Source organism: Streptomyces sp. NPDC041129 (assembly GCF_055592265.1).
Genome location: NZ_JBVIYV010000016.1, coordinates 32,245 through 44,812 on the forward strand (window position 1 = coordinate 32,245; position 12,568 = coordinate 44,812).

A 12,568-nucleotide genomic window follows, 5' to 3' on the forward strand; every position below is an offset into this window, starting at 1 on the left:
CCCGTATGCCTGCCCGGTCCTGGTGCAGGCCTTGTGAGTGGCGCGGCCGATACCGATGGGGACGCGGACGGTGGAGCCGCCGTCCAGGCGGACGGGGTGGAAGGCGCAGGTGGGGCCGTCCTCGTCACGCGTGGTCCAGCCGTTTCAGGTTCACCGATCGGCGGACGGGAGTTACCTGACACCCTTACGTCGATCGGCCGGCCCGGATTCGACAGCCCTCCTCGGAGTTTCTTCGACCGGCACGCCGCGATGTGACGATCACCCGAGCAGACGCGCAGGCCGTTGCCGCCGGCGGATCCAACCTCGGATCCCACCTCACAAGAGGGCACAGCGAGGACCTTGTGGATCGGGCCGCGTACTCTCGGCTTTGTGCCCCGCAAGTTGAAGAGGCCGCGTCGGCTGGTTGCCGACGGGTGCACGTATCTGTGGACGCTCCGCCACCGTCATAGCCGGAGTGTGGTGGACGGCAGCCGGTCCTGCTGCGAGGCCCTCATGCTGTACCCGCAGCCTGCCGGCACGGGTGCCCCACTGCGCATCGTCTTCTTCGAAGGCCCGGGCCGGTACGTTCCGGGCGGGGCTCCCCTGGGCTCTGGAGACGTGGGTTACGTCCGGGGTGCCTGCCTGAACCTGCACGAGCCCGGCGCCGTGAGAGCCCTGCTCGACGCGGCGTCGACCCGCGGGTGGCAGCCGGGGGCGCGGCGGGCGGTGGAGATCGACGGCTGGTCCCTGCTGGAGGCGGCAGCCGCCGCGCGGGCCGGAGCCACCGGCCCAGCCGCACACGACAACGCGTCGGTCGGTTCGAGCAGTTCATCGCCGCGAGCGGACGGACGGGTCGTGAACTCGCCCTGCAGGCGGGATGGTTGAGCGAACGCCTCCTCGGAGATGCCGTGGTGCGGCGGGCTCACCCGCACGGCCTTCGTGGTGATCGCGTGTGTCTTGGGGAGCCACGTGATCCCTACGAAGGCCGCCTGACGGCCGGGACGTTGCCCTCGTGAGTGATCGGGTTCGTGAGCGTTGTTCTGACGCCCCCGGCCTGCTGGGGTTACCGCGTGGTGAAGGCGCCGCCGTTGACGTGGATGGTCTGGCCGGTGATGTGACGGGCTCCTGGGGAGGCGAGGAAGTAGGCCGTTTGGGCGATGTCGTCGACCGTGCCGGGTCGCTTGTTGTGGGTCTCTTCCACCAGAGCGCGGTGGCGTTCGTCGCTCAGTTGGCCGTGGAAGAAGTTGGTGTCGGTGATGTAGCCCGCGGAGATGACGTTGCAGGTGACGCCCTGGGGAGCGAGTTCGGCGGACAGTGAGGCGTTCCATGCGCCCAGGGCGGCTTTGGCCGCTCCGTAGGAGCCGCCTCGGCGTTCGGCGCCGATCGAGCCGATGCTGATGATGGAGCTGGCGCTGGTGAGCTTGTCCTGGACCGAGGTCGTGGTCAGCACCGCGGTGAGGAGGTTCTGCGCCAGGTTGGCATGCCACTGGGCGAGCAGCACCTCCAGTGCCGATCCTTCGCCGGAGGTCGTCTGAGGCAGGCCGCCGGCGGCGTTGACCAGGACGTCCAGCTCGTTGAGCCGGGCGGCGAACGCTTCGACCTGCCCGGGGTCGGACGCGTCGCAGACGACGCCGTGCACGCCCAGTTCTTTGGCGGTCTGTTCGACGGTGTCGGGGGTGCGGCCGGTGATGAAGACCTCTGCCCGGTCGGCGGCGAACCTTCGGGCGATGGCACGGCCGATGCCGTTGGTGCCTCCGGTGATGAGCACGGTGCGGGTCAAGGATCCTCCTGCTCACTGCTACGTTTAGACCTAAACATAGCTGACGATGACAGGGGATCGCACCGTGTCCGACGCCGCCATCGCCTCGGGGGACCCCGCGCCTGCCCACTCCGCCGCCGCCGAGATCGCCGCGGCCTGGCGGCGGGAACGACCGGGCACCCCGACCGGATCGATCGAGATCGTCACCCCCGTCCGGCAGCTGGCCAAGCTCTTCGCCGACGACCGCAACCGAGTGCTGCGCGAGGCGAGGATCGACGCGGCCACCCTCGACCTGCTGTCCGTCATCCGCCGATCCGGGCCGCCCTACACCCTCAGCACCCGAGAGATCGCAACCAGGACGCTGGTGACCGCGGGAGCGATTTCTCAGCGCGTCGCCCGAGCCGAACGCGACGGCCTCGTCCAGCGAGCACCTGGGACCACCGGCCGCCGGACCGTCCTGGTGAACCTCACGGCCGAAGGCCACGCGCTCATCGAACGATCCGTCGACGCCGTACTCGGCCGGGAGGCCGCACTCGTCAGCTGCCTGTCGGCACGTGAACGCACCGCGTTCATCGAACTGCTGGACAAACTGATGACCGACGTCCGCCGGCGCACGGCCCCCGCAGAGCGCTGAACCGGCCCGCCCGATTCACCTGCTCATCAGCCACCCGCCGTCCGGTCGGACACGGGACCGGCTTCTGCTGCGGATCGAGGCCCGGCGGCTGCTGCCCTGACCTGTTGGCGTGGAGGAGGCAACGCCGCTCATTCTGGAGTGGCTCGGCGAGCAGGGTGTGGCAGCCATGATCCGGGTCGATGCGGAACGCCCGCGAGAAGGGCGGCCCGCGTGGACCTTCGCCGCCGGCGGCGGCCCGTTGGCCGGCGGCTTGAGAGCGGACGGGGCCTCGGTCGCCGAGTGCATGGACAACGGCCCCTGCTGCGCCTGCGCGAGGCCGGACTGACCGTCCCCTGCTGAGCGTGAACGACGCACCCGACCCCGATCCACGCCGGCGCTGATCGCTCGTACCGGAACTCCGGGGACGACGCGGACGCGGCCTCCACTCGTGGTGGCGCACTGCGGCGCGGGCACCCCCGTCGAGGACACCGTGCCGGCAGTTTGACGCCGGTGCCGTCGCCCGCGCACTTTTGTGCCCGTCAACGGGTGCACGGGGCCGCAAGGGCGACGCGCTCCTCTGAAGCTCCTCAAGTCACTTGGTCTGCCGCGGACATGACCGTCACGCTGATGTGCATGACGGGATTCATGGGACTGGGCAAGAAGAACAACGTCGTGCTGACGGTACGGGACGCGGACGTGGTCGCGGCGGCCCTGCGACAGGCGCTGGAACAAGCCTCACCCCAGGAGCGCCCGGGTCTGGAACATGCCGCCGCTCTCGTGGAGGCCACCGCCGCCGCGACCGAGAGCCAACTGCGCGCCCGCTGGGTCCGCTTGCGGCTGGCCGCCGTCGGCTTCACCGGTGACATCGCCTCGGTCACGGCGGTGAAGGCACTGCGCCAGGCGGAGCCGGAACTGAGCCTGCTCGCGGCGGTGCACCTGCAGAAAGAGGCAGTGGCCCACCCGGAGTGAACCGGCAGCCTGCGCAGCGCCCAGTGCCCGTGCCCCTACCGGCATGAGCGACGAGAGGCGGGCACGGCGTTCTTGACGGCCGGCACGGATCGCCACTCCCCCGGTGCGCCGAAAGCTCGCCGCAGTGGCAGCGGCTCACACCATGAAGTGCAAAGGACCCCGCTACAGGCATCCCGGCGCCAGGCTCGCCGTCGGCTGCGAACCGTCTCAGGGAGCGCTCCAGCAGCCGGCGAAACCGCCGCAGGTCATCAGGCCACCCGGTCGAACTCGGGTCCGTCCAGCGATGGCGCTCACGGACTTCCCGGTCTTCCTCGGCGGCGGGCCCCGCCTCTTCGACGGCCTGCCGGCAGGGCAGCGGACACTCGTCAGCCAGGCCGCGGGCGAGCACGGCACGCCGGCCCTCGTCCACGACCGGGTCCGCTGAGCCGCCCGATCAGCTCCGCGGGCGAGATTCCCGCTCGGGCGCCGGTGCTCCGCCATGTGCAGCCTCATACCGCTTGCTGTGCAGTGGTGTCTGCCGGGCGACGCATCTCGATCTTGGTGACGGGCAGGCGAAGATTGCTCCCCCGCCTACGGAGGTCCGATGCCCATGACCGGCCCCATCGCCTACAAAGGGCTCGAGTTGATGCCCACATGGTTCGTCGTCCTGGTCGCGGTACTGGCTGTGATCGGGATCGTCCTGGCGGTGTGCCGACGGGGACGCTGACGGCCGGTCGAGGTGTCGCCGGCAGCACCGAGCGTCCGTCCTGGGATCTGCACACCGCTCTCCCCCTCGTCCTTACGCTCACGGGGGGGGTGGGCGGCGTCGGTCGACCCGCTCGAGGCCCCGGCCTGTCAGCCGTTGACCTTCGACGTCGGTCGGCACCGTTCGCGCTGGTCGATGGCAGACACTGATGTCAGCCCGCCTGGGGCCGTGACAACCGACCCGGGGCTCCAGCCGTGTCGTGCGGCGCCCCGCCGAAAGTGGCGGGGCTGCGCACGGGCCGCGGCACCCGGCAGGATTTATGTCATGAACTATCGACATGCCGTTGCGGCCGATGCCCCGGCGATGGCCGAGCTTTTCGCGGCCCACCACCATGACGCGCTCACGGAGCAGGAGCGTGAGCAGCAGGGCTTCGTGCAGGGCGGCTTTGATGCCGGCACCCTGCGCGCGATGGCTGAGGAGGGGAGCCTGCTCGTCGCGGACGACGACGGGCACCTGGCCGGCCTGCTGGGGCTGGTCTCCCCGGAGAACACCTACGGTGCGCCCCCGCCGGTCCAGGCACTGCTGGACGCGCAGGATTCACTCCAGTGGCAGCAACGCCCGCTGCGTTCCACTTCCTTCCTGCTCTACGGGCCCGTGGTGGTCGCCGCCGCCTACCGTGGGAAGGGAGTGGCGAGGGGACTGTTCACGGCGGCACTCCGGGCAGCCTCACCACGAGCCGAGGTGATGGTCGCCTTCATCGAACTGGCCAACCAGGTGTCGTGGCACGTCCACGTGGACGGTTTCGGCATGGTCCCCCTGGGAGGGTTCACCCTGGGCGACCGTGCCTACGGCGTCGTCGGCGCATCCACCAGGCCGGCAGCGAGGGCCGGCAGCTGAGCGATCCGACGGGCTGTCTGCCGGCCGGGCAAGATCATCTCGTCATCGCGAAGCGACCAGAGCGGCTGCTGTGGGGACGGCGGTCCGGCAGGGGCCCGCAACTGCTGCGGCCGGTATGCGTCGCGCGCGTCCTCGACACTGAACCCCGCCGAGGCCGACACCGCGGCCATCGCCTGCATCATCGCGGCCCCGACCGCACGGGAATGCCACAGAACCGGCTCGTCCCATTGCTTCAGCCTGAACGCGCGGCTCGCGCAGGCCCGCAGGCGAGGGCTTGCCTGCCGGGCCACGAACACGCCGCCTTCCGCGTCGACACCGTCGAGGCGGGCGTGCGCGGTGGCGCAGGCTCAGCCGCGCTCTTGCACGAGCTTCACTCGGTGCCCTTCGGGGTCACGCAGCCAGGCATATCGAAGGCGGCCGTCCGGGGAGTCGGTGGGAGTCGTCAGTGGCTCGCCTCCCGCGTCGAGTGCCGCCCGGTGCAGGCTGTCGACGTCGTCGCACCACCGGTTCACCTGGACAGCGTCGAACCTCGCCATGCCCCCACGCTACGGCAGTGCCCGCACACGTCACCCGACTGCCTGCCTCTCTCCCCCGCTGCCCTCCCGTGCGCCGATCGGCCAGCCCGTGGAGCGGAGCGGGGCGTGGGAGCGCGCCGCTTCGCGAACGGCCCGGAGGGCGGGGCGACGTGGGCGGGCCGCCGCCCGCGGTCAGGGGCGCTGACCGCGGGCGGCTCGGACGTGGTGTGGACTCAAAGACCGTCAGTCGCAGTCCCAGTTGGAGCCACGGTGGTGGTTGCCGTACCGGTACTGGCCCCAGTCGTCCCAGCGGTCGTAGCGGCAGTGGTTGCGGTGATGCCGGCGGTCGAACCGGCCGTAGCCGTCGTAGCGGTCGTCGTCGCAGCCCCGCCGCCAGTCATCGACGTGGCGGTAGCCGTACGCGTGGTGGTTGCCCGGGTGGAACGAGGGCGCCACTGCCGTCGTGTGGACCGCCGCCGGGGCCGCGGATGCCTCCATCGAGAGAGGCGCCATGACAGCGCCGGCCGCAATAAGCGTGCCTGCTACCGCCTTAGCAATGGTCTTCACCTGATCTCCTTTCAAACACCAGGGCTGGTTTAACCCTGCCGCTGATCCAGACGCTACACAAATGCCTCGCCCTTCGTTGCGGACTGAGTTCCCATCAATTTCGTCGGGCATGGGGCCGTGATGTCGAGAACGGCAGCTCAGTGGCGCCGCCCTGCCCTTTTCGGGAATCTGTGCCCTGCTCGGCGAAGGCGTCCGACCAGGTGAACTCCCCGACCGCATAAGCCGGTTCGTAAGAGTGCGACACGTTGAGACTGATGGTGTTGATACACCGTCAGGAATTGCCTCGGTTTTTCGGAGTCATGCGATGAGAAAGTGTGCGGCGGCCCGCAGAGAAACCGATGAGGCGGGTTTCGGTACTGCCCTGACTTTCGTGGAGTGCATTTCTCGCTGAAAGATGCCTGCCGGCCCCCCGCAGAGGGAAGGACACGCAGAGCCTGGCGTGTCGCCGTCCGGCCGCCGCACGGCGGCCACGCAGGAGGAGGGCCACCAGGAGACCTCCGGCGCGGCGCGGCGTCGAGCAGACAGGGGGATGACCGTCCAGGGGCCCGGCCGGGGCTCCAGGAGGGGGACGTCGACGGTGGTGCACCTCGGGCCATGCCCTCGAACGGCGGGAGCCTGGGCCCGCCGCCGGCCTCACGGCGCTGCTGCGACTGGCTGCGGCTGGCTGCGACTGCTGATTCCGGGACGGGGGCGTCTCGATGCTGCGGCAGGGGTGGCGGGCGGGCCCGGCCGGTGCCGCCCTCATGCCCGCACGCCGTCGGCCGGCAGGAGCGGCGACCCCAACGCGCCACGGAGGGCGGGTGGTTGAGGTGTCGAGGCGAGGAAGGGAACAGGCACACGCTTTTGAACGTATGTCGCATATAAGCGGTTTGCGTTGAGCGTTCCCCTTCCGCTACCGTCCACGCTCTCCGGACGAATCGTCCGGAGGCTCCGGACGGCGGGGTTGCGCATGGCCCTGCCGTCCGCAGCGACAGTTCCCGTACGGGATCCGTGCGACGCCATCGCGCCCGGTCCGCGGCTTCTGCAGTGGCCGGCAGACCCGGGGCCGGTGGCGCCGGACGGGGGTGGAGCGCAGTCGGCGGCGGGCAGTTGGTGTGTTCGCCGTCTGGCCCGGCTCCTGATTTCGCGTACATCCCCTCCTTCATTGAAAGGCTTCCTCATGAACAACGACCTGCTTGAGGCCGAGACCGCCGAACTGCTCCCCGGCCGCGAGGCGCTGGGCAAGTTCTCGTTCAGCTTCACGAAGATGACGACCGTCTCGAAGAAGATCGCGCACGTGGACGCCCACAACGAGTCGGCGGCGGTGAACCAGTACTCGCCGTTCGCGGTCGCCCAGTCCCAGGCCTCCCAGGCCATCAGCGTCCGGCAGTAGCACGGCCCCTGACGCAGCCGCGGGGGCACGCCCGTCAGGGCGTGTCCCTGTGGCGCGGAGCCGCGGGGATCGAGGCACACGGCCTGCCGGGTGGTGGACACGGCCGGTGCCGGTGCCGGACGGAGACTGCCTGCCGCCGGTGCCAGGGTCCCTGCGGCGCCCGCCCGTTGAGCGAAGGACGCACCGCGGGGTGCGTCGGACTTCGCACGTCGGGCGGGCGCCGGGGCCCGTCGGCGTCCCTCGGGCAGGCGCCAGGCAGACGTCGGGCAGGCCTCAGGCAGACGTCAGGCAGGCGCCAGGCAGGCGCCAGGCAGACGTCAGGCAGACGTCAGGCAGGCCTCAGGCAGGCCTCAGGCAGGCGCCAGGCAGTGAACCGTTTCCCGGGGCAAGGTCCTCATCACCCGTCCTTCGGCGGCGGCATGAACGAGTGGGATCCAGATCCAGTGAGCAGTCCTCACCCCCCAGCACTGCGCGCCCGCGCAGAGCAACTGGCCTTGGAGGGGCGTCCGGTGAAGGAAGTGGCGCGGCAACTGGGCATCTCTGCGCAGACCGTGTACCGCTGGCGGCGCTCCGCTTCGTCGGGGGCGGACCTGGCACGGGCCCGCACCCGCATCGGCGAGTTGGAGAAGGAAATCCTGTTGTGCCGCGAAGTCATCGCCACGTTGCGGCAGATGATGCCCCCAAAAGACGCTACGAGGTGATCCACGGCCTGGCGTCGTACGGATTCACCGCACGCCACCTCGCCGCACTCATGGACGTCTCGGAGTCCGGATACTACGCCTGGCGCGCCCGCACCCCCTTCCCCCGCGCGCTGCGCCGGGCGTGGCTGACCCGTCTGATCCTGGACATCCATTCGGAGTCCGGCTCCGCCTACGGATACCGCAGGGTGATGCAGGAACTCGGCCGCCGCTACGGCATCGACGTCGGCCACACCACCGTGGAGGCCGTCATGAAGGGGGCCGGGATCCGCGGCCAGGCAGGAAGGCCGCGCGAACAGATCCCGCCCGAAGGCGCCCGTACGCCCGGCCGGCGCTGGGTTGCCGACGTGCTGGCCGTCACCACGCTTCAGGGCCCCCTGTACACGGCCGTCGTCCTCGACACCGGCTCGCGCCGCCTGATCGGCTGGAGCACCGCCGCGGCAGCCCACCGCACGCTCGTGCACCGCGCTCTCATGGCCGCCGTCACCCGCGCCGACCACGCCGAACCCGCCGCCCGGGCCGGGTGCGAGAGCCTGCCGGGCTGCTCCTTCACCGAGCGGGCCGGCTCACTGCAGTGCGCGCCCGTCCACGCAACCGTCGGGGACTGGTACGACCATGCGGTCGTCGGCGCCTTCTGGGAAGGCGTCCACCGCGACCTGCACGGCCCGTCCCCCTGGCCGGACCGGCAGTCGGCCGAGGGCCGGTTCAGCGAGATCTTCGACCGCTTCGCCGGGCAGGCCCCGGCTGCCCCTCCAGCGCCACCTCCCACCCCGTAAGGCGGATCCTTTGGAAACGACAGCATCTGGGACAGCCGCCGGCGGTCCCAGGCCCGACATCCACCCCGGGCAGGACACCTCCACCGCCCACGCCCACCGGCTGCGCCTGTACGGTGCGCTGGACCGGGTGTGTGTTCCCCTCGCTGCCGCGGACGTCCAGGCCGTGTTCAAACTGGCCGAACTCGACTGCGTCACCGTGCACGCCGTCATCGACTGGATCACCACGGCACACACGCTCGAACCTCTTGCGCACCCGTCGTGACGCGTGGCGGGCCCCGGGCGGTGGGACCGGAACGCATCCCTTCCTACGGGGTGCCGTTCGCGTGCAGCAGCGACTCGACGAGGACGGCCACATGACGGCGGTCCGTCGGGCTCAGCTTGTGCACGCTCGCGATGAGGATCGCCACCTCCGGATCCGCGGCCTCGGGGGCGTCCTCGAGATACAGGTGGACGCCCGCGGCCTCGGCGGCGGCCCGCTGCACCGGCGCCACCGGGATGCCCAGTCCCTTGGCCAAGCCCTCCAGAGTGGTCTGCTGCGGCATCTGCGCCAGCCGCGCCGACGTCGCCAGATGGTGGACCGTCGAACGGGAGATGCCACCGCGGCGCGCTACATCGCTGTAGGACCAGCCGTTCTGGTCCAACTTGTGCTTGATCATTTCCTGCAGTGTGTTGGGCACGCCGGTTCTTCCTGTGGAGAGGGAGTGACCGCCTGTCGATGAGTCTAACGGCCCTGCCGCCGGGGCGTTCTGCACCTTCTTTTCCACCGCCGCCCTGCGCTACGCTGCCCGCCGACTTCTCGTCATGATCGACCGTGTGCGGGCCGGCCCGGCCGGCGTCGTGCCGGGGGTGGTCCGCCATGATGCGGCGACCAGCGGCAGCCGGTCCTTCACCGGCAGGTTCCGGGGTCTTCCCGTGCGTTCTCGATCCGTCCGGGCGGCCGGTCCGCCGGGCGGCCGGGCGGCCGTAGCGACGCGGGCCTCAGCCCGAGGACGGCATGGGACGATGACGGCCGTGTCAGGTCAGGGCCGAGGCCGAACGCTCCGCCTTCAGCCGGCCTTACGAGTGGGACGACACCCACGACTGGTTCCGCACGACCCGGGACGTCATCAGGTTGTGGGGCGCGGAACGGCTCCTCCGCATCCAGTTCCCCCTGGCCGTGCACGACGCGGCACGCGCGTACGTCCTCGACCTCAACGGAACGGTGCGGGAAGGCCCGCCGGACGGGGAGAGCGTGCGGGACTACCTGGAGGACAACCGGCTCGCGTTCCTGGACGCAGCCCGCGCGGTCATGGAGGAGCGCACCGCCGGCCCCGGAGATCGTTCACGGGACCGCTGTCGGCCGAGCTTCGTCGCCCGGCGCTGCACCCGTCTGATCGGCTCCGCATCCGCTGCACCGGCGCGGGGGGCACGAATTCAGGGCCGGCTCGCACCGCACGCTCCTGCCGGCGTGCGGCGGCGGGGCGGGGCTTCGTGGACCAGGTTGCCGCTGGCGGAGGCCGGCCACGGGCCCCGCTCGCGCTCAGGCCGGGAGGAAGCCCGGCCACCAGGGCGGGACGCCGTCCGGGCACGACGGGGCGGGGTAGGAGTCCGGCATGCCGAGCCATGTGACGAGGAACCAGGCGAACCACAGAGTGAGGACCAGCCAGCCGGCCAGCGCCGCCCCACGATGACGCCTGCCGAGGGTGCGGTGCAGCACCACCCACGACACCGCAGCGGCGATCCAGATGAGAGGCGCAAGAAGCAACAGCGTCAGACCATTGGCCGCCGGGCTGCTGCCGATGTCACAGGCAGCCCATGCCCTCCCGATCACGGCAACGGTCACCACCGCGGTCAGCGAACCGAGGACAGCGCCCGAGCCGACCCCTCCCCACCAGCGGCTCGGGGAACCCGACGGCTGCGCCCCCACGATCGTCTCCCCCCTCAACTCGCCGTAGAGGCGGACCGTATCAACATCACCGCATCGCAGCTGCCCCGGACGGTCGGCCGTTCTTCCCGTCCCCCGTGAGGGACGACTGGCGGGCGGCCATCGCCGCCAAGACGTTCCAGAACGCCTCCTTCAGCCTGGGCGTCATCGGCTTCGAGGTCTGCGGATGCACCGACGCATCCACGCTTTCAGGAACGCTGCCGCCGACGCGGCACATCCGATACCTGCTGCCACACGGCGGCCTCCTGCACCACGGCCCCGCCCACACCCGAGTCTGCAGGTGCGGTACCGGTGGGGCACGACCCTGACAGCGGATCAGGATGCAGGCGACGCTCGTGAAGGCGAGAACGTGTTCCGCCGTGAAATCGTGGCTCGCCACAGACATCGGCCGCCGGCGAGCCAGGCCCTGGTGCCTTCCACGGTCCAGCGACGACGGCCGCCTCGCACCGACGTCTCAAGGCCCTTGCCGGGGTGCGGTGCGTGCTGCCCCGCCCACGTCACCCTCACCGCACAAGGAGGGGTCGTAGCCCTTGCCGGGGTGGAGCTGGCCCGGCCGACGTCGTCGCCGTCGTGCGCGGCAGGAGGGAACCGGTGGTGTGCGCACAAAAACGCGGCCGGCACTTCCCGGGCCCCGTGCCTGCGTCGGCCACCGCCCTGCGGCCGGGGCGGCGGCGCCTGGGGTGCCACCCGCCGGAACAGCGCGCCACACCGCCGAGGGTCGAGGGATGCGTCAACCGCCCAGAGCAGTGGCGCGGCATCGCCACCCGCTACGAGGAGACCGGACACGGCGGTGGTGCGAGCCCGGGGGTCCGGTTCAGCGGACGACGTCGAACACGTTCTTCTGCAGGCCGTTGGCGTAGACGTCGTGCTCGACCAGCTTCAGCTTCTGGGCATCCTTGTCCGTGGTGGAAAAGAGCCGCTTGCCCGCTCCGAGCAGGAGCGGGAAGACGAGCAGGTGGTAGCGGTCGATGAGATCGGCGTCCGCGAGGGCCTGGTTCAGAAAGGCGCTGCCGTGGATGATGATCGGGCCGCCTTCGGTCCTCTTCAGCGCGGCGACCTCGTCGAGTGAGCGCAGGATCGCCGTCTCACCCCAGTTCGTCACCAGATCATCCTCCATCAAGGTGGTCGAGACGACGTACTTCGGCATCACCTTGTAGTCGGCGAAGTCCGCCATGTCGGGCCACACCGGGCTGAACGACTGATAGCTCGTCCGGCCCATCAGCATCGCGGTGGCTTCCTTCTGCTCACGGCCCTTGAGGTCGAACGCCTCGGGGAGGAACTCGACGTCCTTGAAGGTCCACCCGGAGTTCCGGTAACCGGGCTCGCCGCCCGGGGCCTCCACGACACCGTCGAGCGAGATGAAGGCGGTACTGATCAAAGTGCGCATCATGGTTCCTCGGTGTCTCGTGTCCAATTTGCGAGCCGACTCGGTCGGCGCGTGCTTCGACCGCTCTCGCGGCCGCCGCGCACCCACCGTGATCTTTGACTGTCGATCATGAAGGAACTCATCGGCCGCCACCGCCCCTTTCACCAGACCCGGCAGAGCGCGCACCAAGGAGAGGCATCCGCACGCCCCTCGACCGCGCGACGTATCAACGGCGCAGAGCAGAGGGCCTGCCTCACCAGGCGGCGCGGCATCCGATGCGGTCGGGCTCACTGATCCAGACGAAGCGGCCCAGCCCGGCGACACCGCCGGCCGATGCCCTCTTCGCGATGCTCCGCGACGAAGACCTTCTACGAACCCCGACCCGCCGCAACCGGGTGAGGGTTCGCACCAGCGCCCGGTTCGGTCCCTATGCCCGAAGCCGGCGGCG

Annotated in this window: 14 protein-coding genes and 2 pseudogenes; 10 read left to right on the top strand and 6 right to left on the bottom strand. The window is 70.4% G+C overall.

The window, feature by feature from the left end:
- Positions 1–369: 369 nt before the first annotated feature.
- Positions 370–771 (top strand): annotated as a pseudogene (locus ACZ6B1_RS33705) (hypothetical protein); the annotation flags it as partial.
- A 271-nt stretch (positions 772–1,042) separates the two neighbouring features.
- On the opposite strand, the gene ACZ6B1_RS33710 reads toward ACZ6B1_RS33705, so the two are convergent.
- Positions 1,043–1,759: an SDR family NAD(P)-dependent oxidoreductase gene (locus ACZ6B1_RS33710; protein ID WP_468784569.1), complete on the bottom strand. Its 717-nt coding sequence runs from the start codon at positions 1,757–1,759 to the stop codon at positions 1,043–1,045.
- Between the two features lie 46 nt (positions 1,760–1,805).
- Here ACZ6B1_RS33710 and ACZ6B1_RS33715 point away from each other — a divergent pair, with 46 nt between their 5' ends.
- From ACZ6B1_RS33715 to ACZ6B1_RS33730, 4 genes are all read left to right on the top strand, one after another.
- Complete coding sequence (locus tag ACZ6B1_RS33715) at positions 1,806–2,372, top strand: MarR family winged helix-turn-helix transcriptional regulator (RefSeq protein ID WP_468784570.1); 567 nt, start codon at positions 1,806–1,808, stop codon at positions 2,370–2,372.
- A 612-nt stretch (positions 2,373–2,984) separates the two neighbouring features.
- On the top strand, positions 2,985–3,320 hold the full coding sequence (locus ACZ6B1_RS33720) for a hypothetical protein (RefSeq protein ID WP_468784571.1): 336 nt from the start codon (positions 2,985–2,987) through the stop codon (positions 3,318–3,320).
- 283 nt (positions 3,321–3,603) lie between these two features.
- Positions 3,604–3,744: a hypothetical protein gene (locus tag ACZ6B1_RS33725; RefSeq protein ID WP_468784572.1), complete on the top strand. Its 141-nt coding sequence runs from the start codon at positions 3,604–3,606 to the stop codon at positions 3,742–3,744.
- 585 nt (positions 3,745–4,329) lie between these two features.
- Complete coding sequence (locus ACZ6B1_RS33730) at positions 4,330–4,902, top strand: GNAT family N-acetyltransferase (RefSeq protein ID WP_468784573.1); 573 nt, start codon at positions 4,330–4,332, stop codon at positions 4,900–4,902.
- 347 nt (positions 4,903–5,249) lie between these two features.
- Here the strand turns inward: ACZ6B1_RS33730 and ACZ6B1_RS33735 are convergent, their stop codons facing one another.
- Both ACZ6B1_RS33735 and ACZ6B1_RS33740 read right to left on the bottom strand, forming a co-directional pair.
- Positions 5,250–5,438 carry a VOC family protein gene (locus ACZ6B1_RS33735; RefSeq protein WP_468784574.1) on the bottom strand — a complete coding sequence of 63 codons (189 nt, stop codon included), beginning with the start codon at positions 5,436–5,438 and terminating at the stop codon, positions 5,250–5,252.
- A 222-nt stretch (positions 5,439–5,660) separates the two neighbouring features.
- Positions 5,661–5,915, bottom strand: a complete 255-nt coding sequence (locus ACZ6B1_RS33740; RefSeq protein ID WP_468784575.1) for a hypothetical protein — start codon at positions 5,913–5,915, stop codon at positions 5,661–5,663.
- Between the two features lie 1,228 nt (positions 5,916–7,143).
- Here ACZ6B1_RS33740 and ACZ6B1_RS33745 point away from each other — a divergent pair.
- From ACZ6B1_RS33745 to ACZ6B1_RS33760, 4 genes are all read left to right on the top strand, one after another.
- The gene (locus tag ACZ6B1_RS33745) at positions 7,144–7,356 is read left to right on the top strand and encodes a hypothetical protein (RefSeq protein ID WP_468784576.1); all 213 of its coding nucleotides are present in this window, start codon (positions 7,144–7,146) and stop codon (positions 7,354–7,356) included.
- Positions 7,357–7,775: 419 nt separating this feature from the next.
- A complete protein-coding gene (locus tag ACZ6B1_RS33750) occupies positions 7,776–8,057 on the top strand; it encodes a transposase (RefSeq protein ID WP_468784577.1) in 282 nt (93 codons plus the stop codon).
- Complete coding sequence (locus tag ACZ6B1_RS33755) at positions 8,054–8,830, top strand: IS3 family transposase (protein WP_468784578.1); 777 nt, start codon at positions 8,054–8,056, stop codon at positions 8,828–8,830. Before ACZ6B1_RS33750 ends, ACZ6B1_RS33755 begins: the two co-directional genes overlap by 4 nt.
- Positions 8,831–8,840: 10 nt before the next feature.
- The gene (locus tag ACZ6B1_RS33760; protein ID WP_468784579.1) at positions 8,841–9,092 is read left to right on the top strand and encodes a hypothetical protein; all 252 of its coding nucleotides are present in this window, start codon (positions 8,841–8,843) and stop codon (positions 9,090–9,092) included.
- Positions 9,093–9,135: 43 nt separating this feature from the next.
- Here ACZ6B1_RS33760 and ACZ6B1_RS33765 read toward each other — a convergent pair whose 3' ends face one another.
- On the bottom strand, positions 9,136–9,486 hold the full coding sequence (locus ACZ6B1_RS33765) for a helix-turn-helix domain-containing protein (RefSeq protein ID WP_468784580.1): 351 nt from the start codon (positions 9,484–9,486) through the stop codon (positions 9,136–9,138).
- A 359-nt stretch (positions 9,487–9,845) separates the two neighbouring features.
- Here ACZ6B1_RS33765 and ACZ6B1_RS33770 point away from each other — a divergent pair.
- Positions 9,846–10,121: pseudogene (locus ACZ6B1_RS33770) on the top strand (hypothetical protein); the annotation flags it as partial.
- 228 nt (positions 10,122–10,349) lie between these two features.
- Here ACZ6B1_RS33770 and ACZ6B1_RS33775 read toward each other — a convergent pair.
- Both ACZ6B1_RS33775 and ACZ6B1_RS33780 read right to left on the bottom strand, forming a co-directional pair.
- Positions 10,350–10,574: a hypothetical protein gene (locus ACZ6B1_RS33775; protein WP_468784581.1), complete on the bottom strand. Its 225-nt coding sequence runs from the start codon at positions 10,572–10,574 to the stop codon at positions 10,350–10,352.
- A gap of 994 nt (positions 10,575–11,568) precedes the next feature.
- Positions 11,569–12,141, bottom strand: coding sequence for a dihydrofolate reductase family protein (locus ACZ6B1_RS33780; RefSeq protein WP_468784582.1), 573 nt, complete (start codon positions 12,139–12,141; stop codon positions 11,569–11,571).
- Between the last annotated feature and the right edge of the window lie 427 nt (positions 12,142–12,568).

Excerpts from the sequence above, each read along its gene's own strand:
- ACZ6B1_RS33715 (WP_468784570.1), top strand. The coding sequence starts at position 1,806 with ATGACAGGGGATCGCACCGTGTCCGACGCCGCCATCGCCTCGGGGGAC.
- ACZ6B1_RS33720 (WP_468784571.1), top strand. The coding sequence starts at position 2,985 with ATGACGGGATTCATGGGACTGGGCAAGAAGAACAACGTCGTGCTGACG.
- ACZ6B1_RS33725 (WP_468784572.1), top strand. The coding sequence starts at position 3,604 with ATGGCGCTCACGGACTTCCCGGTCTTCCTCGGCGGCGGGCCCCGCCTC.
- ACZ6B1_RS33730 (WP_468784573.1), top strand. The coding sequence starts at position 4,330 with ATGAACTATCGACATGCCGTTGCGGCCGATGCCCCGGCGATGGCCGAG.
- ACZ6B1_RS33735 (WP_468784574.1), bottom strand. The coding sequence starts at position 5,438 with ATGGCGAGGTTCGACGCTGTCCAGGTGAACCGGTGGTGCGACGACGTC.
- ACZ6B1_RS33740 (WP_468784575.1), bottom strand. The coding sequence starts at position 5,915 with ATGGAGGCATCCGCGGCCCCGGCGGCGGTCCACACGACGGCAGTGGCG.
- ACZ6B1_RS33745 (WP_468784576.1), top strand. The coding sequence starts at position 7,144 with ATGAACAACGACCTGCTTGAGGCCGAGACCGCCGAACTGCTCCCCGGC.
- ACZ6B1_RS33750 (WP_468784577.1), top strand. The coding sequence starts at position 7,776 with ATGAACGAGTGGGATCCAGATCCAGTGAGCAGTCCTCACCCCCCAGCA.
- ACZ6B1_RS33765 (WP_468784580.1), bottom strand. The coding sequence starts at position 9,486 with ATGATCAAGCACAAGTTGGACCAGAACGGCTGGTCCTACAGCGATGTA.
- ACZ6B1_RS33780 (WP_468784582.1), bottom strand. The coding sequence starts at position 12,141 with ATGCGCACTTTGATCAGTACCGCCTTCATCTCGCTCGACGGTGTCGTG.